This is a genomic window from Acidisoma sp. 7E03, from assembly GCF_054665075.1.
The window spans coordinates 81,393-105,011 of the sequence record NZ_BAAFHE010000014.1 but is presented as its reverse complement, the minus strand read 5'-3'; the positions used below and the strand labels follow the sequence as shown (position 1 = coordinate 105,011).

The following is a 23,619-nucleotide window of genomic DNA, read 5'->3' as shown; positions in this document are numbered from 1 at the left end:
GTGCTCGGCACCGCCGATACCTCCGCGCTCGGCACCACCTTCGACTCGCTCACCACCGCGGCCCTCACCGGCCTGACTTCGGCGGAGGCGAGCGTGCTCGGCACCGCCGCCATCTCCGGTCTCTCTTCCTCGCAGCTCGGCGCGCTCACCACGGCCGCGATCTCGGGCTTGGGCGGCAATTTCTCCGCCGTCACCAGTACGGCGATCTCCGGGCTGAGTTCCGCGCAGGTCGCGGCACTGTCCACGGCGGAAGCGGCCGTCCTCACCTCCGGCCAGGCCGGCGCGCTGAGTGCCACCCAGATCAAGGGGCTCACCTCCGCCGATCTCGGCAAACTTGCCACCGGCGCCGTCACCGCCCTCAGCACGGCAGCCGTCGGGGCTCTGACCACTGGCGCGCTGGCGGGTCTGACGACCGCGCAAGCCGCGGTGCTGAGCACCGGCCAGGTGGCCGCCCTTGGTTCGGCGCAGGTCGCGGTGCTTGGCACGGCCGACACCTCCGCGCTCGGCACCACCTTCGACTCGCTGACCACAGCCGCCCTCACCGGCCTGACCTCGGCCGAAGCCAGCGTGCTCGGCACGGCGGCGGTTTCGGGCCTGAGTTCGACACAGCTCGGCGCGCTGACCACGGCCGCGATCTCCGGCCTTGGCGGCAATTTCTCCGCCGTCACCAACACGGCGATCTCCGGGCTGAGTTCCGCGCAGGTCGCGGCACTGTCCACCGCGGAAGCGGCCGTCCTCACCTCGGGCCAGGCGGGTGCGCTGAGCGCCACCCAGATCAAGGGGCTGACCTCCGCCGATCTCGGCAAACTTGCGACGGGGGCCGTCACCGCCCTCAGCACGGCGGCCGTCGGGGCGCTCACGACGGGCGCACTGGCCGGCCTCACCACCGCGCAAGCCGCGGTGCTGAGCACCGGCCAGGTGGCCGCCCTCGGCTCCGCCCAGGTCGCGGTGCTCGGCACCGCCGATACCTCCGCGCTCGGCACCACCTTCGACTCGCTCACCACCGCGGCCCTCACCGGCCTCACCTCGGCCGAAGCGAGCGTGCTCGGCACGGCGGCCATCTCCGGCCTCAGTTCCTCGCAGCTCGGGGCACTCACCACCGCCGCGATCTCCGGCCTCGGCGGCAATTTCTCGGCGGTCACCAATACGGCGATCTCCGGACTGAGTTCCGCGCAGGTCGCCGCGCTGTCCACGGCGGAAGCGGCCGTCCTCACCTCCGGCCAGGCCGGCGCGCTGAGTGCCACCCAGATCAAGGGGCTCACCTCCGCCGATCTCGGCAAACTCGCCACCGGCGCCGTCACTGCCCTCAGCACGGCAGCCGTCGGGGCTTTGACCACTGGCGCGCTGGCGGGTCTGACGACCGCGCAAGCCGCGGTGCTGAGCACCGGGCAGGTGGCCGCCCTTGGTTCGGCCCAGGTCGCCGTGCTCGGTACCGCCGACACCTCCGCGCTCGGCACCACCTTCGACTCGCTCACCACAGCGGCGCTCACCGGCCTCACCTCGGCCGAAGCGAGCGTGCTCGGCACCGCCGCCATCTCTGGTCTTTCCTCTTCCCAGCTGGGTGCGCTGACCACGGCCGCGATCTCCGGCCTCGGCGGCAATTTCTCAGCCGTCACCAATACGGCGATCTCCGGGCTGAGTTCCGCGCAGGTGGCCGCCCTGTCGACGGCTGAAGCCGCGGCGATCACCTCCGGCCAGGCCGGCGCGCTGAGCGCCACCCAGATCAAGGGGCTGACCTCCGCCGATCTCGGCAAGCTCGCCACCGGCGCCGTCACCGCCCTCAGCACCGCGGCCGTCGGGGCTCTGACCACTGGCGCGCTGGCGGGTCTGACGACCGCGCAAGCCGCGGTGCTCAGCACCGGCCAGGTGGCCGCCCTTGGTTCGGCCCAGGTCGCGGTGCTCGGCACCGCCGATACCTCCGCGCTCGGCACCACCTTCGACTCGCTCACCACAGCGGCGCTCACCGGCCTCACCTCGGCCGAAGCGAGCGTGCTCGGCACGGCGGCGATCTCCGGCCTCAGTTCCTCGCAGCTCGGGGCACTCACCACCGCCGCGATCTCGGGCTTGGGCGGCAATTTCTCCGCCGTCACCAATACGGCGATCTCCGGGCTGAGTTCCGCGCAGGTGGCCGCCCTGTCGACGGCTGAAGCCGCGGCGATCACCTCCGGCCAGGCCGGCGCGCTGAGCGCGACCCAGATCAAGGGGCTGGCCTCCGCCGATCTCGGCAAGCTCGCCACCGGCGCCGTCACCGCCCTCAGCACGGCAGCCGTCGGGGCTTTGACCACTGGCGCGCTGGCGGGTCTGACGACCGCGCAAGCCGCGGTGCTCAGCACCGGGCAGGTGGCGGCTCTCGGCTCCGCCCAGGTCGCGGTGCTCGGCACCGCCGATACCTCCGCGCTCGGCACCACCTTCGACTCGCTCACCACCGCGGCCCTCACCGGCCTGACTTCGGCGGAGGCGAGCGTGCTCGGCACGGCGGCGGTTTCGGGCCTGAGCTCGACACAGCTCGGCGCGCTCACCACCACCGGCATCGGAGGGTTCGGCAACAACTTCTCGGCCGCGACCAATGCGACGCTCTCGGGCCTGACCTCGGCGCAGGTCGGTGGTCTCAGCACCACCGCCATCGCCGCCCTGGGCACGGGCATCAGCACCCTCTCCTCCACCCAGATCGGCGGTCTGACCTCGACCCAGGTGACGGCGCTCGGCACCACGCTGCTGAACCTGCAGCCCATCCAGTTCGCAGCGCTCTCCACCAAGGCGATCGCGAGCATGACCACGGGGACGGTCTCCAGCCTCACCAGCGCCGACGTGACCTCGCTCACAACGGCGCAGATCGCCTCGCTGACCACGGCGGAAATCTCGGCCCTCGGCTCGGTGCAGATCTCGGCCCTCACCTCGGCGCAGATCCAGGCGCTGACGACGACGGAGATCCGCGCCCTCAGCACGGTGCAACTGGGCTACCTGAGCAACACACAGGTTCAGGACCTGACGAACACCCAGCTGGCGGCGATGACCTCGGCGCAGATCAACGCCCTCTGATCCGGGCGCGGCCGGCTCCGGCGCAGGCCGGGCCGGCCCCCCGGCCGAGGGAAAGCCTTAAGCTTTGGGCGGCTAGAGATGCGGAACGCCTCCCTGCCGCTCAGGATTTCGCCTCATGGATTCAGACGTGCACGTTGAGGACACGCCGCAGGACGCCGAGCGCGAGCGCGAGGGCGATCTCGGCTGGCTCGACCGGCTGCTGGGCACGGCGCAGCCCGAGACGCTGATCCCCGACCTCGCTGCCGCCTTGCGCGACATGCCGCTGGACCAGCTGATCGCGCTGCGGGAAGCCCAGGTCCCACGTCTCTCGGGGGACGCCGAACTCGCCCTCTACCGCGGCTGGATCGAGGGTCATCCGGAACATCCGCTGCTGCCGGCCGCCTGGTTCAACCTCGGCGTCGGCCTCGGGCGCCAGCGCCGCCCCGATGCGGCAGCGGAAGCCTACCGCGCCGCGCTCCGCATCAAGCCGGATTTTCATCTCGCTGCCGTCAATCTCGGCCTGCTCTATGAGTCCCAGGGCCAGGCGGAGCTGGCCATCACCATCTGGTCGCAGGCAACGCAGCCGGCGGCGGCCCGCATCGCGCTGCAAACCCATAGCGGCCGGCTGCTGGAAGCGAGCGGACGCTATGCGGAAGCCGAACGCGTCTTCGCCGAAATCCTGGCGCTCGACCCGACGCAGCTCGACGTCTGCCATCATTGGCTGCATCTGCGGCAGAAGACCTGCCGCTGGCCGGTGCTTCCGTCCGACGGCCGCTATGACCTCGCCCAGTCCGGCCCCTTCGGCATCATGGCGCTGACGGACGACATCGTGGCGCAGCGCGAGGCAGCGCGCCGCTGGATCGAACGCAAGACCTCGCCGGCCCCGCGGCATCTGGCGCCCGCCCGGCCCTATGCGCATGAACGCCTTCGCATCGGCTATCTCTCTTCGGATTTCTGCAGCCATGCCATGGCCTATCTCATTGCGGAGGTCTTCGAGCGGCATGACCGCGGCCGGTTCGAGGTCTATGGATACTGCTCAACGCTCGAGGACGGCAGTGCGGTGCGGCGCCGCCTGCTCGCGAGCTTCGACCAGTATCGGCCGATTCGCAGCTTGAGCGACGAAGAGGCGGCCCTGCTCATCCGTGAAGACGAGATCGACATCCTCGTCGATCTCAACGGCATCACCGACGGCAGCCGGCTGCCGGTCCTGCGCTGGCGGCCGGCACCGATCCAGGCGACCTATCTCGGCTTCGTCGGGCCCATCCCTTTGCCGGAGCTGGACTACATCTTCTGCGACGGCGTCGTCATCCCGCCCGAGCATGTCGCGGCCTATGAGACGAAGCCGCATGTGCTGGGGCCGCTCTATCAGGCGAATGACAGCAAGCGGGCCGTGGGCGCAGAGCGCACCCGCGCGGAGGACGGCCTGCCCGCGGATTGTTTCGTCTATGCCTGCTTCTCCAAGCACTACAAGATCACGCAAGAGGTCTTCGGCGCCTGGATGGAGATTCTGCGGCGCACGCCGCGCGCCGTCCTGTGGCTGACGCGGGACAATGAGGCCTCCGAGATCAATCTCCGGGCGGAGGCCGAGGCCGCGGGCATCGCGCCCGAGCGTCTGATCTTTTCAGAGCGGGTTGACCCGGCAAGCTACATGGGGCGGTTCCGGCTTGCAGACCTGTTTCTCGACACCTTCCCCTATAATGCGGGAACCGTCGCGAGCGATGCGCTGCGCATGGGCCTGCCGATCGTCACCCTCTGCGGTCGCGCCTTCGCCTCCCGCATGGCGACCAGCCTGCTGCATGCGCTCGACGCACATGAGGGGATTGCGACGGACCGCCACCAGTATGTCGACCTCGCCTGCCGCTTCGCGGTGGACGAGGCCGCGCACCAAGCCTATCGCGCCCGCATTACGCCCGCTGCCTGGCAGGAGACGATCGGTGATACCACGCGCTTCATGCAGCGCTACGAGGCGAGCCTGCTAACCCTCGCAGGGCGCGATCAGGCGGCGTCTGCCGCGGCCGCTTCCGCCGGGACGCCGCGGCACGCCGATGCGCTCACCGCCTTCGCGGCCGGGCATGCGCGCGCCGTGGCAGGCGATGCCGCCGGCGCCATTCCGCAGTACCGACAGGCGCTGACGCTGCAGCCGGATTTCGCCGAGGCCAACCTCAACATGGGCACGGCGCTGCTCGGGCTCGGCCGGCCGCATGCCGCCGTCGCCTTCTACCGCAAAGCGATCGACCACGGGCCGGACAATGCGCTCGGGCACAGCAATCTCGGCAAGGCCCTGCACGATCTCGGGCGCTTTGCGGAGGCGAAGGTCGTGCTGGAACGGGCCGCGGCGCTCGACCCGGCGAGCGGCATCACCGCCGCCAATCTCAGCGCCACGCTCATGGAACTCGGCCTCTGGCCGCAGGCGCGGCGTGCCGCAGAGGCGGCGGTCGCTCTGCTGCCGGATTCGGTGATGGCGCATTGCAACCTGGGCAAATGCCTCCTCAACCTCGGCCTTCCGCTCGAGGCGCAGACCGTCGCGGAGCATGCACACGCCCTGCCAGCCTCCGCCCCGCTGGTGGAGGCGACGCTCGGCGGACTTCTGGCGGAGCTTGGCGCGGGTGAGGCCGCCTTGCCGCATCTGACGCGGGCCGTCGCGGCCGAACCCGGGATGGCGGCCGCCTGGTTCAACCTCTCCCACGCCTTGCGCAGCCTGAACCGGCTGAAGGAGGCCGTTGTGGCGGTGGATCGCGCCATCGCGCTGCTGCCGGAACAAGCCGAGTATCATTTCCATCGCGCGCAGCTCCTCCTGCTGCTGGGCGAGGAAGCCGCCGGCTGGGCGGAGTACGAATGGCGCTGGCAGATGCCGAACTTCGTTCTGCCCCACGCCTCGGCGCCGCGCTGGCAGGGGGAGCCTCTCACCGATCGCACCCTTCTCGTGACGGCGGAGCAAGGTCTGGGCGACGTCATCTTCGCGGCGCGCTACCTGCCGCTTCTGGCGGCGGAGGCAGCGCGCGTGGTGGTGGCCACCCCCGAACCGGCACGCCGCCTGCTGCACAGCCTGCCGGGGGTGGACATCGTGAACCCGGCCGACGCCGCGGCGACGGCTCCCAGCCTCTACAGTCCCATCCTCAGCTTGCCTTGGGCACTATCCCGGCGCGGCCCCCTACCGCAGAGTCCCTCGCCCTATCTCGCCCCCCAATTCGAGGAGCGGGTGCGCTGGCGCCGCCGGCTGCCGCAGGATGGCCGCCTGAACGTTGGGCTCGTCTGGGCCGGCAATCCCGCCGTCCAGCGGGATTACCTGCGCTCCCCCGGGCTCGCAGCGGTGCGGCCGCTCTTCGACGCATCGGGCGTGCGCTTCGTCATCCTGCAGAAGGGGCCGGGCCGGGAGGAGATCGACCGTCTCGCGCTGCCGCCGGAGGTGCTCGACCTCGGGCCGGAGATTGGAGACCTCGCGGATACCGCGGCGATCATGGCGGAACTCGACCTCACCCTCAGCTCCTGCACGGCGCCCTTGCATCTGGCGGGCGCGCTCGGCCTACCCGCCTGGGGGATGATCCCCTTCGCGCCGCATTTCACCTGGCCGCTGGATCAGGCAGGGACGCCGTGGTACCCCTCCCTCCGCCTCTACCGCCAAGGCCGGCCGGGGCGAGACTGGTCCGACGTCATGACGCAGATCCTGCGGGATCTGCAGAGCCTGGCCGCCTCCCGCGGGGCGGCGCCGGCTCCTCGTCTCGACGAGACGGTGTGATGTACCGCGACCGGGCCGTCTGAGATGCGCCGGGCATGGGCCGCGCTGCCGCATCCGGCCCAGTTGTGGGAAACGGCACTCGTCTTCGCGCTGCCCGGGCTCGCTCTGCGTCTCGCCGCCAGGCGCCGCACCACCGATCCGGTCGGCGCCGTCCGCCTGTTCACCCGCCTCGCGCGGAGGAACCATCTTCAAGCCCTGAGCGGCCTCGCCGATTGCTATCGGGACGGTTGCGGCGTGCCCAGGCATCTCGCCTCCGCCGCCTATTGGTATCGGCTCGCCGCGCTGCGCGGAGAGCAGGTGGCCGCCCGCTGCCTGGCTCAGCTCGCGCTCAGCGGCATCACCCCGGATTCGGTCGCGACGCCGCCGGCCCTCTTCGTCCGCAACGACGGGCTGGGCACGCCGGACTTCGCCGCCGCCTTGCAGTGGGCGACACGCGCTGCCGAAGCGGGAGACCCGGAGGCGCAGACGCTGATGGGCTATCTTTACGCCCATGGCCCGCCGGAGATGCGGGATACCGCGGCAAGTGCCACCTGGTACCGGCGCGCGGCCGAGCAGGGTTTTGGGCGCGGCTGCCTCGGCTTCGCGCTCAGTCTCATCCTGCATGACGCCGAAGGCCGCCACTGGCAGGAGGCGCGCCCCTATCTGCAGCAGGCCGCTGAGGCAGACGTCGGGGAGGCCCACTATCTGCTCGGCCTCAGCGCCGAAGCAGGGCTGGGCACGAAGCGCGATCTGGCGGAGGCGCGGCGGCATTACGAGAGTGGCGGTGCGGCCGGGGTGCCGGCTGCGCAAGCGCGGCTCGGCTATATGATGCTGGAGGGGCTGGGTGGCCCCGTCGACCGGCTGCAGGCCGAAACCTGGCTGCGCCGCGCGGCCATGGCCGGCCATGCCGAGGCGGCCGCCCTGGTGGGCGCCTTCTACACCGACGACCCGAAACTGCCGCCGAACTACGCCGAAGCCATGGCCTGGTTCCGCGCCGCCGCCGAACACGGCCATGCCGGTGCGGCCCACAAGCTCGCGATGCTCTATCTGCACGGCGTGGGCGCGCCGCGGGACGAAGAGGCCGCACTCGGCTGGATGCAGCAGGCGGCGGCCGAAGGCGATGCGCTGGCGACCTTCAACTATGCCGTCTGCCGCCTGCAGGGCATCGGCGGGCCGGGAGATGACGCCGAGGCAGCCGCCCTGCTCGCCAAGGCAGCCCCCTCCCTGCCCCTCGCGCAATATTGGTACGGCCGGTTGCTGGCCGAAGGCCGCGGCGTGCCGCGGGACGAGGCCGGCGCCGCCGCCTGTTTTGCCCGCGCCGCTGCCGCCGGAGAGGCCGACGCGCAGCTGGCGCTCGCCGATTGCTACCTGCATGGACGTGGGCTGCCTGCCGACCTCGCCGAGGCGCGCCGGTGGCTGCTGATGGCAGCCCAGAACGGCCGCTCTGGCGCCATGTTCATGCTGGGTCTGCTCGCCATGGGCGAGCATGGCCATGCGGTGGACCGGCAGGATGCCTGCCAGTGGTTCGAGCGCGCCCACGCTGCCGGCCATCCGCTGGCGCATCGCATGGTCGAGATCCTTCATGCCGAGGGCATGGCCACCGCCTGAGCAAGACTTTCTTGAGACTCCTCGGGCGACAAGCACGGATCGGGCGGCTGTCGCCGTTCCGCCTGCAGGAGATGAGAGGTCCCCATGCCGCCCCATGCCAAACCCGCACTGCTGGTGGAAGGCTGGCGCGGCATCAACCACTCCTACGCGCTGGTCAATCAGTATCAGCTGCGGGAATGGCTCGCCGCCGACACCTTCGACCTGTTTGCCCGCGACCTGCCATTTCTCCACCCCGATTGGAGCCGGGCGCGCAACGGCGCGGATTTTCCCTCGACCGACCAGGCGTTGATCGACGCCATCCCGCCGCCGGGGGACAGGCCGATCGACTACGTCTATCGCATCGGCGCGCCCATACACGCGGGCGCCCCCGAGGACGATCGTTGCACCATCACCTTCATGGTGGCGGAGCTCGGGCTGCCGCTCCACAACTTCGCACCGTCCCCCGAGCGTTTCGCGTTCTTTTGCCGCGACGACAACCGGATCGTCACCCCCTCCCGCTGGTCGCGCGACCGCATCGTCGAATTCGGCTTCCCGGAGGAGAAGGTCTCCGTCGTGCCGCACGGTGCGGATCGCGACCTGTTTTCGCCGCTGACGGCGGAGGAGCGCCGGGCGCGCCGGTCCCTGCTGGGCCTTGCTCTGGACGAGACCGTCTTCGTCAATGTCGGAGGCGCCTTCTGGAACAAGGGGCTGGACCTTCTCCTCACCGCCTTCTGCCGGCTGAAGCAGAGCCGGCCCCGCATCCGCCTGCTGCTCAAGGACCAGCGGGACCTCTACGGCCGCACTGCGGAAACGGTGGTCAAGGAACTCACCGACAGCGGGGCCTGCGCCTTCGACGCGGCGACCCTCGCCGCCATCTCGATCATCCCGGGCCACCTGACCCGCCCGCAGCTCCGCGACCTCTATGGGATGGCGGATGCCTATGTCTCCCCCTATCGCGCCGAAGGCTTCAACCTGCCGGTGCTGGAGGCGATCGCCTGCGGCACGCCGGTGATCGTGACCGCCGGCGGCGCGACCGAGGAATTCTGCCCCGAAGGCCTGGCACTGCGCGTGCCGGGCCGGCAGGCCACGCTTGCCGACTTCGAGTCCCGCGCGCCCGGCCGCTATATCGAGCCGGATGGCGAGGCATTGCTGGAGGCGATGCGGCGGATCTGCGATGGTGCAGCCCCCCGCCCTCAGGAGATGGCGTCGCTGCGCGAGACGGTGCTTACGCGCTTCTCCTGGGCTGCGGCGGCAGACCAGATCGCGGCGCTGTTCGAGGGCGTGGGGCAAGATGCGGCCCGGCCCGCGGCTGCGCCCGCCATCTTGACGCAAGGCGACGTCCTCGGCTTCGTCCAGCGCCTGCGCCCCTGGCAGATGACAGGCATGGCGAAGACACGGATCGGCAACGACTATGACGGCGGCTACGTGCTGCCGCAGATCGCGGCGGAGGCGGACGTTGTCCTCTCCATCGGCGTCGGCCACGACGTGAGCTTTGACCTGGCCATGGCCGAGCGTGGCGCGATCATCCTGCAGTTCGACCATACGGTCGAACGCCCGCCCACCGCGCACGCGAATTTCCGGTTCCACAAGAAAGGCCTCGGTGCCCAATCCAGCGATGATCTGCTGAGCTTTGCCGAGATTCTCAGCCTGCTGGCGCGCGAGCAGCCGCGCCGTCCGCTGCTGAAGTTCGACATCGAAGGCGCCGAATACGCGACCTTCGCGCGCATCGACCCTGCCTTGCTCGCAGACTTCCCAGTAATCGCCTGCGAGATTCATGATCTCGACCGCTTGGGTGAAACCGCCTTCCTCCGCCGGGCGACGGCGCTGCTGGACGTGCTTTCGGCGAGCCACGCGCCCGTGCATCTGCATGCCAACAATTACGGCCGCTTCGCCGTGGTGCAGGGCGTGCCGGTGCCGACGGTGCTCGAACTCTCCTTCCTGCGGCGCGATCTGGACGCCCTGCCCGGCCTCGCGCGCGATCCGCTGCCCGGCCCGCTGGACCGGCCCAATCACCCCTACCTGCCGGATCTCTGCCTCACGCCGTTCGGGTGAGCAGGCCACCGCCGCGCGGCCTCACAGGCCGCGCGACCCTGCCCGATCCGGCCTGTCTCAGCCGACAGCAGATTTATCCTAGCTTTCCGTGACAATTCCACCGACAGTGGCGCTCGTTCTGAGAGCGTCGCGATCGATGCGGGATCACCGCGTAACCGCGGGGGTGCTTTCATCGTAGGAGACGGATGGTCCAGTTTCCAAGGGCCGGACATGCGAGGTTTTGAATGGCGAGACCACAGAGTAAGAGCGCGGCCGGGGGCATAGGCGGTTTCCTTATCATCGGTGCGGTCGTCGTGCTGGGTGCGGGTGCCTTCGCCTATACGGCAGGCTGGCTCTCCCCGGGGCGGATCACCCCGGTCAAAGTCGTGAATTCCCTGGCGCCGCCCGGCGGGCCGGCGCTTGGCCACCGGCGCAACCATAGCAAGGGCATCTGCTTCACCGGCAGCTTCCAGGCAAACGGTGCGGGGGCCGCGCTCTCCTCCGCCCCCATGCTGGCGGCCGGCAGCTACCCTGCGATCGGCCGCTTCAACCTGGCGAGTTCCGAATTTCCCGTGCCGGACGCAACCGTGCCGATCCGCGGCCTCGGCCTGCAGATCACGGCACCGGGCGCGACTTGGCGCATGGCGATGATCACCGCCCCCATCTTCGCGGTCTCGACCCCGCGCGGCTTCTATGACCTGCAGACGGCGGTACATGCCAAAGATCCCGCGGCGATGAAGCAGTTCGTCGGCGCGCATCCCGAGTTCCTGCCATTCCTCTCCTGGGTGCAATCCGCCACCTGGACGCCGAGCTACGCCGAGGACCGTTTCAACAGCCTCGACAGCTTCACCTTCACCAATGCCCAAGGCGCGCGCCACATCGTCCGCTGGTCCTGGATTCCGGCCGCGACGCCGGAGACCATCGCGCCCGCCGATCTCGCCAAGCGCGGCCCGGACGCGCTGGAGCAGGACATCACCGCCCGTGTCGCGAAGGCTCCGCAGAGCTGGACACTCGCGATCACCGTCGCCGAGCCCGGCGACCCGACGGCCGATCCTACCAAGGCCTGGCCGGCGGACCGGCGCGTCGTCGATGCCGGCACGCTGACCGTGGACAAGATCCAGCCGGAGCCGGACGGGCCGTGCCGCGACCTCAACTTCGACCCGACGGTGCTGCCCCCCGGCATGGCGACCTCGGACGATCCCTTCCCGGCCGCGCGTTCTGCGGCCTACGCCGTCTCTTACAACCGCCGCACTGCCGAGTCGGCTGACTATCCCCACACCCCTGCCGGAGCCACGCCATGACGACGCCGGGTGACCGTTTCGCCGCCCCTCAGCGCTTCCTGCACTGGGTGATGGCCGCCTGCATTCTCGCCATGCTCTTCATCGGCGTCGGCATGGTCTCCACCATCTCTGCCAAGTATCTGACGCTGGTGCAGATCCACGAGCCGCTCGGGCTTGCGATCCTCATCCTGGTGCTGATCCGCATCGCCTTGCGTCTGCGCTTCGGCGCGCCGGCCCTGCCCCATGATTTCCCGACACCGATGAAGCTCGCCGCGCATCTCTCGCACGTCGTCTTCTACGGGCTGATGATCGTGATGCCGCTGCTGGGCTGGGCCATGCTCTCGGCCGCCGCCTATCCGGTGGTGCTCTTCGGCACGATCACCCTGCCGCAGATTCTGCCGCTGAGCGACACGCTGCACAGCCTGCTATGGGATGCGCACCGCTACCTCGCCTTCCTCTTCTTCGCGCTGATCCTGCTGCATGTCGCTGCCGCGCTCTTCCACGCCCTCGTCCGGCAGGACGGCGTGTTCGAGACGATGGGGCCCGATTTGCACGGCCCGCAGAAGCGCAACTGACGGGACGACCGCTACATCAGAACGCAGTCCACGGCCTTCGGCATGGGGGGCAGATCCGTCTCCCCCATTGCCGCGCGCAGATCGATCTCGATGATCTGCGCGAGGGCCGCGAGGGGCAGGTTGTTGGGCCGGTCGCCGAAGGGCCGCTCCAGCTCATCCCCCAGCACGTCGAGGCCCAGAAAGACATAGGCGATGATGACCTCGGCCAGGATATCGGCCCAGCCGAGGATACCGAGGAAGCCGAAGGGCAGCACGAGCAGGAACAGGAAGGTCGTGCGCTGCAGCAGCTGATGGTACGAGAAGGGCACGGGGCTGGAGCGGATGCGCTCGCAGGCGCCCAGGGTCGTCCCGAATTGCTGCACACTATGATCGAGCAGCTGAAAGCCGATATCGCTCACCGTGCCGGCCGCCCGTAATGCCGCCAGACTCTGCCCGATGCGCTGGAGAATCGCATTCGGCCGGTTGGGCGCGGTGCGAAGGGCGTCGACCTCTTCGGGAGTGAGGAAGCGGTCCGACGCCGCTAGCGCAAAGCTCGGGCGGAGATGGCTGACCAGGGCGTAGCAGAAGGCCACCGTCAGTCTCAGCAAGTGACGGCGTTCCTCCCCCGCCCCCGTCTCCAAAATCAGCGTCTGCCGCGCGAAGTTGCGCACCGAGAGAATGAGGTGCCCCCATTGGCAGCGCCCTTCCCACCAGCGCTCGTAACAGGCGTTGTTGCGGAAACTGAAGAAGACCGACAAGGCGACGCCGATCAGCGCGTAAGGCCCCGGTGCATGGCCGCGCAGGACCCGGGGCAGCGTGTCGTGGATGACGACCACGAGGGCGGCCCAGAGGCCGAAGCCCAGCAGCGGGCGCCAGATTTCACCCAGCACCGTCTCATGCCGGAAGATGAAGATTTCGCGGAAGCCCAAACGCGGCCGAACGATCATGATGGTCCGTCATCAATGTCGGGGTGGTTGGGAAAAGGTATAGCGGCGCTGCGAGGCGTGGCGAAGACCTGCCCCGCTCAGCGGACGGCCCAGCCCACTCGCTCTGCGCGGCGCAGGTTGGAGCGGATGACGGCGTGATGAAAGGGCCGGATGAGGGCGAGATAGGTGCGCCCAAGATCATTATGGCAGTGGACGACGGAGGTGACGATCAGTTCCGTCCTCTGCCCGCCCGGCCTCCTGCGCCGCAGGATGGAGGCCCGGAAATTCAGGTGCCGGTCGTCTTCCCCGAGGATCACCTCATCCGGGCTGGTCTCCAGAATGGGGAAAAAATCCACCCGCGGCCGCCCATCGCCGATCAGCGCCGCGCGCATCTGCCGGGAGGTTTTGATGCCGAACCGTGTCATCACCGCATCGCGGATGCCGAGGAGCGCGCGAAACCACCAGGCGGGTTTCGCGAAGAACCGTCGCGCCAGGTCTTCGATCGGCAAGCCGGCGGTGCGCGCCGGCAACGCCGTTCCATAGGCATCCGCCAAATCAGCGCCTGCGAAAAGCGGCGCGAGGAGGCTGTCCGGAGGTAAGGGGCTGCGATGCATGCGGCCTAGCCTGCCACAGAGACAAGTGGCACGCCAACGCCGCCGCGATGCCCGGCACGTGGCCGGGCCCGCGCATCAGGCCACGAGCCTTTTACCCGGCGCGTCGCGCCGCCGCCGCGCGACGTGCGGCGGCGGCGACCTTCCGCCGCACGCGGGCAACCTCCTGTCCCGTCACGCGCAAGGGCGCATAGGCCCGCGCTTCCCAGACCAGGCTGACATCGGCGCGCGCCTGGCCGAAGGCCGGATGCAGGGCGACCGCCCCCTCGGCATTGACGAAGGAGGCGCGGTCGCCGCTGTCGAGATAGCTCTCCGTCGGCAGGCCCTCGGCATAGATCACCGCATGGCCATCCAGCTCGATGTGGAAATAGGTGACGGAGGCGACCTCCATCTGACGGATGCTGCGGCCGTTGATCAGGTATTTCACCGGAATGAACACACCCTCGGCGAAAACGGCGTGGTCGGGCGAGAGGTCGAGATCCCGGTGCGGCAGGCCGCGACCGAAGGCATGCGCCTGCACCCGCACGGGCAGGATCGCCTCGGGCCGCGCGTGCCGGCGGCAATCGACCGTGCGCAGGCCGATCCAGCGAATAGGCTCGGCCTCGCCATCCAACGTGAGGACGAGATCGCCTTCGTGCAGGTCCTCGACCGCAACCTCACCGCGCGGCGTCGCGATTCGCGTACCCCGGGCGAAGCAGGCGAAGGTCTGATTGTCCTGGATGGTATTGCCGGTACTGAGGCCGGGGTTGATCGGCAGGCCCTGGTTGGGCAGCGGCTGAATGCCGTCCGCACCATAGCCGATGATGTTGTTGGTGACGGTGGTGGCACTGGTGCCGTCGCCCAAGATGACGCCCGGCCCGTGATTGTCGCTGATCACGTTCGTTGCCGTGTCACCCGCCGGCACCGTGCCGCCGATCGTGTTGTCATGCGCCGTACCGGAGACGGAGATGCCGCCGGTGCCGTTACCGAAGCCCTGGTTGCCGAGGGAACTGACACCGACATAGGTGTCGAAAATCTGGTTGTTGTAGGCGCTATCCGTGATCTCGATGCCGTAATTCCCGTTTCCCGAAAAGACGTTCTCGGGGATCACGGACTGCTGGTTGCCGCCGACCGTGATGTCATGCGCGGTGCCGCCGATCTTCAGCCCGTCATTGCCGTTGCCGCCGCCGCTGAGCAGCGCCGTGCCTTCGGTATCAAGCCCGACGATGTTCGGGTCTACGGTCACGCCGGAGGCATTGCCCGTGATTTCGATGCCGTTATTGGCGTTCCCGGAAAAGACGTTGGTTTGCAGCGTATTGTGGCCACCGGTGGAGGTGATGAGGATGCCGTCATTCCCGTTCGGTGCGGCGCCCTGGAAGGCGTAGAGGCCGCCGAAGGTATTGAAGCTGATGAAATGGCTCGCGGTATCGGCAACCTCGATGCCATTGGCGCCGTTGCCGGCGGAGACATTGCCGAGCGGGATGACGCCGCCGACCTGGGTGTTGGAAGAGGAGCCGTTGACCAGAATGCCGTTCTGCGCATTGGCGACGATACTGGCGTTGTTCGCGCCGATGCCGAAGAAGTTCGCCTGCACCGTCGTGTCGTTGGAATCGGTGATGCGCAGGCCGTTGCCGCCATTGCCGCTGACGACGTTGTAGTAGACGAAGGGCTGATCGAGCGCCGTGCAGCCGATGAGCGAGTTGTTGTTCGCGCCGACGATGGCGACGCCGTCCTGGCCATTCCCCAGCGCCGCGTCGCCGCTCGCCGTGGTGCCGATGAAATTGCCGCTCAGCACGTTGTTGTTGGAGCCGCTTTCGATGAGGACGCCGTTGCCGGTATTGCCCGAAACCAGATTGCCGAGGGGCGGCGTCACGATCACGGCGGGCACGGTCCCCTTGGTGCCGGTCGGGTTGTTCTCCTCCCCGGTATTGGAATCGGTGTAGGCCGTGCCGCCGATGAGGTTGTTGGCCGCACCGTTCATGATGACGATGCCGCTGCCGCCATTGGCGATGGCCGTAGTGCCCGTCGGGTCGGTGCCGACGTAGTTGTCGACCAGCGTATTGTCCGAGCTGCCGTCGATGACGATGCCATCGCCGGCGTTGCCGGAGATGACGTTGGAGACGACGCCCGAGGCCGCCGTCGGGTTGTAGCCGATCGTATTGTCCGAGGAGGTGGACGCGATGTAGATGCCGGCGGCGCCGTTCCCGAGGGCGGTGCCCGCCGTCGTCAGCCCGACATAATCGCCGGCGATGGTGACCTGGCTCGATTCGATGGTGATGCCGTTGCCGAAGGCGCCGCCGACCGCGACCCCTTCAAGTGTGGAGCCATCTGAGCCGGCGGCGAAGGTGAGCCCGGCATTGCCGCCGAAGTCGATTCCCACGACAGGTGGGCCGCCCGCCGTGGCGCCGGGGGCACTCGTCGCGTCGATCGTGACGCTCTGGCTGATGGAGGGCAGCGCGCTCGCAAGGGTGATGGTGCCGCTGACCGAGAAGGTGATGGTAGAGGGCCCGCCCGCGCTATTGGCGGCCTCGATCGCATCCCTGAGCGAGCCTGGCCCGGTGTCGTCGAGATTGGTCACCGTGAACGTCGTCATCTGCGTCTCCTCCAGGCGGGTGCGGCGGCCCTGATTGGGCTTATCGGTGTCTTATCGGTCCACCGGCGCCGATCTTTCCTTCACTGTCGCATTTTCCGTTCTGTTCAGCAACGGAAGTCGCGCCCGGAAACCAAATAGTATCAATTATTTAGTCTGATTATTCCACATTCGTAGCATTGTCTGGCCGCGCGCGGCGCAGCGGTCTAACCTCCGCCCGCATCCCTGGCGGAACGGAGCGATCAGATCATGCGGGTCATCACCTCTCTTCTCGGGGCCTGCGCCCTGATGACGCTGTCGCTCACGGCACAGGCTGCCGACTATTGGGGCCGGATGCTGCCCCATCAGCCCACCGACTACATTTTTGGCTATGGCTCGCTGATCAACTCGGCCTCGCGCAATTCCACGGCAAGCAGCCCGATCCATGCCATTCCCGTGCGGGTCTCGGCCGCCTTCGGCTATGTCCGCACCTGGGACGACCGGTGCACCTGCGGCTTTACCGCCCTGGGCCTCGCCCGCCCCGGCCCGGGCGAAACTGCGATGACGATCAACGGCGTGCTCTTCCCCGTGGTGGGCGAGGACATGGCCGGCTTCGATGCCCGTGAGCAGGGCTATGCCCGGGTGGAGGTGCCGCGGGCGGATATCCAGGCAGTTTCCTGGGAGCAGCTACCGCTGCAAGGCAAGATCTGGGTCTATGTGCCACAGCATGAGGAGGAGGCGCCGGGCGTCGATCTGCCGCTGCCGGACGCCGCCTATCCTCTCCTCGAATCCTATGTCGACGTGGTGATCGAGGGCGGCCTGGAATACGGGCCGGATTTCGCGCGCGAAATCATCGAGACGACGAAGGGCTGGAACGCCTATTGGCTGAACGACCGCGAGTTGGCGCGCCGCCCCTGGGTCTTCGACAAGAATTACGAGGCGGTGGACGCGCTGCTCAAAGCCTCCGCACCGGACTTCGCCGACCGCCTCTTCTCCGAGGACTATGCGGCCAAAAACCTGCGCGGGAAGTAGGGACGCCGCGCGCGGCGCCCCCGTCCCTCAGGCCGCCTTTGCCTGGCCCGCGATGCGCGCGAGATTCCCGAGGATGTCCTTCGCAAGCCGGATGCGGCGGCCGATGTCCATGTCGCCCACCACCACCAGCTTATGGTCCGGCCGCAGCTTGATCGCGCCGCTGCGGGAGGCGATCCAGGGGATGAGCCCGGCCGGGTTGGCGAAGGCATTGCCGCGGAAGCTCAGCACCATGCCCTTGGGTCCCGCGTCGAGCTTCTCCACTCCGGCCTCGCGGCAGATCCGCTTGAGCGTCATCACCTGCAGCAGATTGTCCACCTCCTCAGGCAGCGGGCCAAAGCGGTCCACGAGTTCCGCTGCCATCGCCTCGGTCTCCTCCACCGAGGTCAGGCCGCCGATGCGGCGATAGAGGCCGAGGCGCACGGGCAGATCGCGCACATAGGTCTCCGGGATAAGCACCGGCAGGCCGAGCTGAATCGTCGGCGTCCAGTCGCGCTCGGCCGCCCGGCTCTTCCGCCCGCGCTCGGCGCGCAGATCCGCCACCGCATCTTCCAGCATCTGCTGATAGAGTTCGATGCCGACTTCGCGGATATGACCGGACTGCTCGTCGCCCAGCAGATTGCCCGCACCACGAATATCGAGATCGTGGCTGGCGAGCGTAAAGCCGGCGCCCAGCGTATCCAGCGTCTGCATCACGTCCAGCCGCTTTTCCGCGGCGGCGGAGAGGCGGAAGTTCGCGGGCCAGGTGAGGTAGGCGTAGCCACGCTGCTTGCCGCGGCCGACACGCCCGCGCAGCTGATAGAGCTGGCCGAGGCCGAACATGTCGGCCCGATGAATGATCAAGGTGTTCACTGCAGGCATGTCGAGCCCGCTTTCCACGATGTTGGTGGAGAGCAGAACATCATACTTGCCGTCACCGAACTCCGTCATCACGCGCTCGAGGTCGGTGGAGGACAGGCGGCCATGGGCTTCGACGATCCGCAGGTCAGGCACGATTTCGCGCAGACGATTGCCGACGCGCTCGAGATCTTCGAGACGCGGACAGACGCAGAAGATCTGCCCACCGCGGAAGCGCTCCCGCTGGATCGCCTCGCGAATGACGAGGCTGTCGAAGGGCATGATGAAGGTGCGCACGGCCAGACGGTCCACGGGCGGCGTCGCGATGATGCTCATCTCGCGCACGCCCGTCAGCGCCAGTTGCAGCGTGCGAGGAATGGGCGTCGCCGTCAGCGTCAGCACATGCACGTCCGATTTGAGCGACTTCAGACGTTCCTTGTGGGCGACGCCGAAATGCTGCTCCTCGTCAACGATGACGAGACCGAGATCGGCGAAGGTGATGGACTTGGCAAGCAAGGCATGCGTGCCGACGACGATGTTGATGGTGCCATCGGCAATGCCGGCCTTGACCGCCGTCGCTTCCTTCGCCGTCACCATGCGGGAGAGCTGGGCCACCTTGATGGGGAGCCCCGCGAAGCGCGCCGAGAAGCTGCGGAAATGCTGCCGCGCCAGCAGCGTCGTCGGCACGACGACGGCGACCTGCGCGCCGGTCATCGCGGCCACGAAGGCAGCCCGCAAGGCGACTTCCGTCTTGCCGAAGCCGACATCGCCGCAGATCAGCCGGTCCATCGGCCGGCCGGAGGCCATGTCCTCCAGCACGTCGGCGATGGCGCGGGACTGATCCTCCGTCTCGACGAAGGGGAATTTGGCGCAGAACTCGTCCCACAACCCTTCCGGTGGGGCGAGGCTGGGCGCCTCCTGCAGCCGCCGGGCGGCCGCGATGCGGATGAGCCCGGCCGCCATGTCGCGAATGCGGACCTTCGCCTTGGCCTTGCGGTTCTGCCAGGACGCGCCGCCCAGCTTGTCGAGCTGCACGCCTGCCGTCTCTGAGCCGAAGCGTGACAGCATCTCGATGTTCTCGACGGGCAGGAACAGCTTGTGCTCGCCGTCATAGATGATGCGCAGGCAATCATGCGGCGCGTCGTTGACGCGGATCGTCACCAGCCCGTCATAGCGGCCGATGCCGTGATCCTCATGCACCACCAGATCGCCCTCGGCGATGTCGGTCGCTTCCGCGATGAACTGGTCGGCGCGTTTCCGCCTCCGTGGCGGGCGGGCCAGGCGCCGGCCCAGCAGGTCCTGCTCACCGACGACGGCCATGCGGTCACCGATGAAGCCGCGCTCCAGACCAAGCGTGACGAGGGCGATGGCCGAGGGCGGCAGCTTGCGCACGGCATCGGCGTTGGCCGCCATCTGCAACTGGTCGAAGCCATGCTCGCGCAGCAGCGCGCCCAGCCGCTCGCGCGAGCCATCCGTCCAGGCGGCGATGACGAGGCGCTTCTTCTCTGCGGTCCAGGCCGCGGCCTGGTCGCGCAGCCGGTCATAGACATCGGCCTGCATGTCTCCGCCGGGGGCAAAGAGCGGGGCTGGGCGGCCGCCGCCATCCACCCCGGCCGCGCCATCGGGCCGCGCAAAGGGGCTGAAGGCGAAGCTCTGCACCTGGGCCAGCATGGCCGCCCAGGCCTCGGCATCGAGATAGAGGCGTTCGGCCGGGATGGGCCGATAGGGCGTCTCGCCATCCCGCGGCGGCACGCGGCGGGCGTCGTAATGGTCGGCGATGAGTTCGAGGCGGGAGGCCAGGACCTCCTCCGCCTGATGGTCGAGCGCGACGGTCGCCTGCGGCACGTAATCGACCAGGGTTTCCATCGCCTCATGGAACAGCGGCACCCAATGCTCCATGCCGGGATGGCGGCGGCGCTCGGAGATCGAGAGATAGAGCGGGTCCTCGGTCGCGGCCTGGCCGAACATCTCGCGCCATTCCGTGCGGAAGCGGCTGACCGAATCGGGATCGAGCGGCACTTCGGAAACGGGATGCAGGCTGATCGCGGCGGCCGCCTCGCCGCTCCGCTGGCTGTCGGTGTCGAAACGGCGCATCGTCTCGATCACGTCACCGAAGAGGTCGAGACGCACGGGGTCGCTCTCGCCCGCCGGGAAGAGATCGATGATGCCACCGCGGATCGCAAATTCGCCGGGCTCCATCACCGTGCCGGTGCGGGCATAGCCATGGGCTTCGAGGAAGGTCGCGAGCTTCTCCGGCTGCACGGTGGCGCCGGGCTTCAGCGTCAGGCTGGTGCCCTGAAACATGGCGCGCGGCGGCACGCGCTGCACGAAGGCGTTGACGGTGGTGAGCACGACGCCGCGGCGCAGCCCGCCCGCCGCAAGGGTCGCGAGCGTCGCGATGCGTTCGGAGACGATGGCGGCATTGGGGGAGATGCGGTCGTAGGGCAGACAGTCCCAGGCGGGAAAGCGCAGCTGCGTCAGCTCGGGGGCGAAGAAGGCCAGAGCCTCCGCCATCCGCGCCATGCGCTGGTCGTCCTTCGCGACATGAATGACCGGTCCATCGGCCTCCAGTGCGCGCCGCACCAGCAGCGCGGCGTCCCAGCCTTCCGGCGCGCCATAGACGGTGAGGCGGCTCATCGGCCGGCCGCCGCAATCATCGCCTGCAGCAGCGGGTGATCCACCGCCGCGGGCACGGGTTGACGCCCGGTCAGCCAGTCGGCCAGATCGGGCTCGGGCAGGTCGAGGAGTCGCTCGATCTCCGTCAGCTCGTCCTCCGTGAAGGTGGTGAGCCGGGATGACACGAAGCCGCCGATCAGAAGGTCGAGCTCATGCGTGCCGCGATGGGTGGCCCGGAAGAGGAGGCGCCGGCGGCGCGGATCGAGATCAGGAACAGATTCACTCATGGCGGATGCGAGCTATAGTCACCTGCCGCCGAAGAGTCAGCCTTTGACGCCCGATCCTCTCTCCGCCCTGCGCGCGCCGCTGACCCTCCTGCCCGGCATAGGGCCGCGGCTAGCCGAGGGGCTGACACGGCTGGCCGGCCCACAGATCCGCGACCTGCTGCTGCACATGCCGGACACCTATCTGGACCGGCGGGAGCGGCCGAAGCTGGCCCAGGCGCGGCCAGGCGGCATCATCACGGTCGAGGTGGAGGTGGTGCGGCACGAGCAGCCGCGCGGCAAGTCCCAGCCCTGGCGGGCGATCGTGACGGACGGCACGCACTTCGCCGAGATCGTGCTGTTCCATCAGTCCCGCCTCTCGCAGATGCCGGTCGGCGCCCGGCTCATCGTCTCGGGCAAGCTCGACCGCTTCGGCGATACGCTGACTCTGCCGCATCCGGACTACGTGCTGCCACTGGCCCGCGCCGGCGAGATGCCGGAGATCGAGCCGATCTGGCCACTCACCGCCGGCGTCACCAACCGCGTGGTGGGCAAGGCGATGAGCGGGGCGCTGGCCCGCCTGCCCGCCTTTCCGGAATGGATCGAGCCCTCCCTCGTCACGCACCGGCGCTGGCCGGATTTCTCAACCGCACTGCGTCGCGTGCAGGCGCCGGAGCTGGATGCCGCGGGCCGTGACTTGGCCCGCACACGCCTCGCCTATGACGAATTGCTCGCCGAGCAACTCGCCCTCGGCCTGCGGCGCATCGCCTGGAAGCGGCGCCCGGGCCGATCTCTGACGGGCGACGGCCATCTGCGTGCCGAGGCGCTGGCCCGTTTCGGCTTTCCGCCGACGCCGTCGCAGACCCGAGCGCTGGCCGAAATCGACGCGGATCTTGCTGCTCCCCGGCCGATGCTGCGGCTGCTGCAGGGCGACGTCGGCTCGGGCAAGACGCTGGTGGCACTGCTCGCCATGCTGCGTGCCGCGGAGGCCGGCACCCAGGCGGCGCTGATGGCGCCCACCGAAATTCTCGTGCAGCAGCATTTCCGCACCCTCTCCGCCCTCTCCCCCGTGCCGGTCGGCCTGCTCACCGGCTCCATGCCGACGGCTGCGCGGCGCCAGGTGCTGGAGGGGCTGGCCTCCGGCGCCCTGCCCCTCGTCGTGGGCACGCATGCGCTTTTTCAGAAGGCGGTCGCCTTCCGCGACCTCGGCCTCGCGGTGATCGACGAGCAGCACCGCTTCGGGGTGGAGCAGCGCGTGAGCCTCGGCGCCAAGGGCGACGCGACGGACGTGCTGGTGATGACGGCGACGCCCATCCCCCGCTCGCTGCGTCTCACCCAATATGGCGAGATGGAGGTGAGCCAGCTCACCGAGAAGCCGCGCGGCCGCGGCGCCATCCGCACGACGCTGCATGGGCTCGGCGCGCTCGGCCAGGTGCTGGGTGGCCTTGAACGCGCGCTTGCCGGCGGCGCCCGCATCTATTGGGTCTGCCCGCTGGTCTCGGAGAGCGAGGCGGTGGACCTCGCCGCCGCGGAAGACCGCTTCGCGCTCCTGGACCGCCGCTTCCCCGGCCAGGTCGGCCTCGCCCATGGCCAGCAGGATGCGGCCGCACGAGAGCAGGCGCTGGCCGACTTCGCGGCCGGCCGTACCCGCCTGCTGGTGGCGACAACTGTCGTCGAAGTCGGCGTCGACGTGCCGGAGGCGACGGTGATGGTGATCGAACATGCCGAGCGCTTCGGTCTCGCCCAGTTGCACCAGCTGCGTGGGCGGGTGGGCCGGGGTGCCGCCGATAGCTTCTGCCTGCTGCTGCACGAGGATGGGCTGAGCCAGGTGGCGCAGGAACGCTTGAGCCTGATGCGCGAAACCCAGGACGGCTTCATCATCGCCGATGCCGATTTTCGCATGCGCGGCGCGGGCGACATCACCGGCACCAAGCAATCCGGCCTGCCCGGCTACCGCGTGGCGGACGTGCCGGACCAGGACCAGCTGCGCTTCACGGCGCACAAGGACGCGGACATGCTGCTGGACCGCGACCCCACGCTGCAGAGCCCGCGGGGGCGTGCGGCGGACCTGCTGCTGCGGCTTTTCGACAAGGAGGACAGCGTGCGTCTGATCCACGCCGGATGAGCCGGGAATATCCCGCGCGCCCCATCGTCGGCATCGGCATCGTGCTGCTGCGTCCGCCGCAGGAGGTGCTGCTGATCCGGCGCGGCCGCGCGCCGATGCTGGGCGCCTGGGGCCTGCCCGGCGGCGGCCAGGAGCTGGGCGAGACGGCGGAAGAGGCCGCGAGGCGGGAACTGCGGGAGGAGACGGGCCTCACCGTCGGCCCTCTGGTGCTCGCCGGCACCGTGGACAGCATCGACCGGGACGAGGCCGGCCGCGTGCGCTACCACTACACCATTCTCGACTTCGCGGGGCTGTGGGAAGGCGGCGAGCCGCAGGCGCTCTCGGACGCTGCGGAGGTCACCTGGGCGGATCTCGGCGATCTCGCGCGCTACGATCTATGGAGCGAGGCGCATCGCATCATCGGCCTCGCGCGGCGCGCCTTGGGCGTTTAGGGGTGGTGAGGTTTTGATTGAAGCACAGTTCCTGCAGTCATCGCCGGG

General features: G+C 68.9%; 14 protein-coding genes. 9 read left to right on the top strand and 5 right to left on the bottom strand.

The genetic code is table 11. The features are described from left to right. The 6 genes from ACYQ6W_RS19450 to ACYQ6W_RS19425 all read left to right on the top strand — a co-directional run. A partial coding sequence (locus tag ACYQ6W_RS19450) for a beta strand repeat-containing protein (protein ID WP_459677652.1) occupies nucleotides 1–3,039 on the top strand: 3,039 nt, incomplete at its 5' end. Between the two features lie 115 nt (nucleotides 3,040–3,154). After that, nucleotides 3,155–6,754 carry an O-linked N-acetylglucosamine transferase family protein gene (locus ACYQ6W_RS19445; protein WP_459677651.1) on the top strand — a complete coding sequence of 1,200 codons (3,600 nt, stop codon included), beginning with the start codon at nucleotides 3,155–3,157 and terminating at the stop codon, nucleotides 6,752–6,754. A gap of 24 nt (nucleotides 6,755–6,778) precedes the next feature. Continuing rightward, entirely contained in the window at nucleotides 6,779–8,341 is a 1,563-nt protein-coding gene (locus tag ACYQ6W_RS19440; RefSeq protein WP_459677650.1) for an SEL1-like repeat protein, read from the top strand. A gap of 84 nt (nucleotides 8,342–8,425) precedes the next feature. Next, nucleotides 8,426–10,372 (top strand): glycosyltransferase, encoded by a 1,947-nt coding sequence (locus ACYQ6W_RS19435; RefSeq protein ID WP_459677649.1) that lies wholly within the window; start codon nucleotides 8,426–8,428, stop codon nucleotides 10,370–10,372. A gap of 224 nt (nucleotides 10,373–10,596) precedes the next feature. Continuing rightward, nucleotides 10,597–11,652 (top strand): catalase family peroxidase, encoded by a 1,056-nt coding sequence (locus ACYQ6W_RS19430; protein ID WP_459677648.1) that lies wholly within the window; start codon nucleotides 10,597–10,599, stop codon nucleotides 11,650–11,652. Then, on the top strand, nucleotides 11,649–12,206 hold the full coding sequence (locus ACYQ6W_RS19425; protein WP_459677646.1) for a cytochrome b: 558 nt from the start codon (nucleotides 11,649–11,651) through the stop codon (nucleotides 12,204–12,206). The genes ACYQ6W_RS19430 and ACYQ6W_RS19425 overlap by 4 nt, the downstream gene beginning before the upstream one ends. A gap of 11 nt (nucleotides 12,207–12,217) precedes the next feature. Here ACYQ6W_RS19425 and ACYQ6W_RS19420 read toward each other — a convergent pair whose 3' ends face one another. From ACYQ6W_RS19420 to ACYQ6W_RS19410, 3 genes are all read right to left on the bottom strand, one after another. Next, complete coding sequence (locus ACYQ6W_RS19420) at nucleotides 12,218–13,132, bottom strand: bestrophin family protein (RefSeq protein ID WP_459677644.1); 915 nt, start codon at nucleotides 13,130–13,132, stop codon at nucleotides 12,218–12,220. A 77-nt stretch (nucleotides 13,133–13,209) separates the two neighbouring features. Then, on the bottom strand, nucleotides 13,210–13,725 hold the full coding sequence (locus ACYQ6W_RS19415) for a DUF2867 domain-containing protein (RefSeq protein WP_459677643.1): 516 nt from the start codon (nucleotides 13,723–13,725) through the stop codon (nucleotides 13,210–13,212). 91 nt (nucleotides 13,726–13,816) lie between these two features. Further along, complete coding sequence (locus ACYQ6W_RS19410; protein ID WP_459677641.1) at nucleotides 13,817–16,294, bottom strand: Hint domain-containing protein; 2,478 nt, start codon at nucleotides 16,292–16,294, stop codon at nucleotides 13,817–13,819. Nucleotides 16,295–16,540: 246 nt separating this feature from the next. Between ACYQ6W_RS19410 and ACYQ6W_RS19405 the strand changes: the two genes are divergently transcribed. Further along, the gene (locus tag ACYQ6W_RS19405; RefSeq protein WP_459677640.1) at nucleotides 16,541–17,302 is read left to right on the top strand and encodes a gamma-glutamylcyclotransferase family protein; all 762 of its coding nucleotides are present in this window, start codon (nucleotides 16,541–16,543) and stop codon (nucleotides 17,300–17,302) included. Nucleotides 17,303–17,329: 27 nt separating this feature from the next. On the opposite strand, the gene mfd is transcribed toward ACYQ6W_RS19405, so the two are convergent. Then, the gene (gene mfd / locus ACYQ6W_RS19400) at nucleotides 17,330–20,773 is read right to left on the bottom strand and encodes a transcription-repair coupling factor (RefSeq protein WP_459677638.1); all 3,444 of its coding nucleotides are present in this window, start codon (nucleotides 20,771–20,773) and stop codon (nucleotides 17,330–17,332) included. Continuing rightward, nucleotides 20,770–21,039: an FAD assembly factor SdhE gene (locus tag ACYQ6W_RS19395; protein WP_459677636.1), complete on the bottom strand. Its 270-nt coding sequence runs from the start codon at nucleotides 21,037–21,039 to the stop codon at nucleotides 20,770–20,772. The genes mfd and ACYQ6W_RS19395 overlap by 4 nt, the downstream gene beginning before the upstream one ends. Between ACYQ6W_RS19395 and recG the strand changes: the two genes are divergently transcribed. Together recG and ACYQ6W_RS19385 are read left to right on the top strand one after the other, a co-directional pair. Further along, entirely contained in the window at nucleotides 21,038–23,140 is a 2,103-nt protein-coding gene (recG, locus tag ACYQ6W_RS19390; protein WP_459677635.1) for an ATP-dependent DNA helicase RecG, read from the top strand. The genes ACYQ6W_RS19395 and recG overlap by 2 nt on opposite strands. Next, nucleotides 23,137–23,571 (top strand): NUDIX hydrolase, encoded by a 435-nt coding sequence (locus ACYQ6W_RS19385; RefSeq protein WP_459677634.1) that lies wholly within the window; start codon nucleotides 23,137–23,139, stop codon nucleotides 23,569–23,571. Before recG ends, ACYQ6W_RS19385 begins: the two co-directional genes overlap by 4 nt. Nucleotides 23,572–23,619 lie beyond the last annotated feature (48 nt).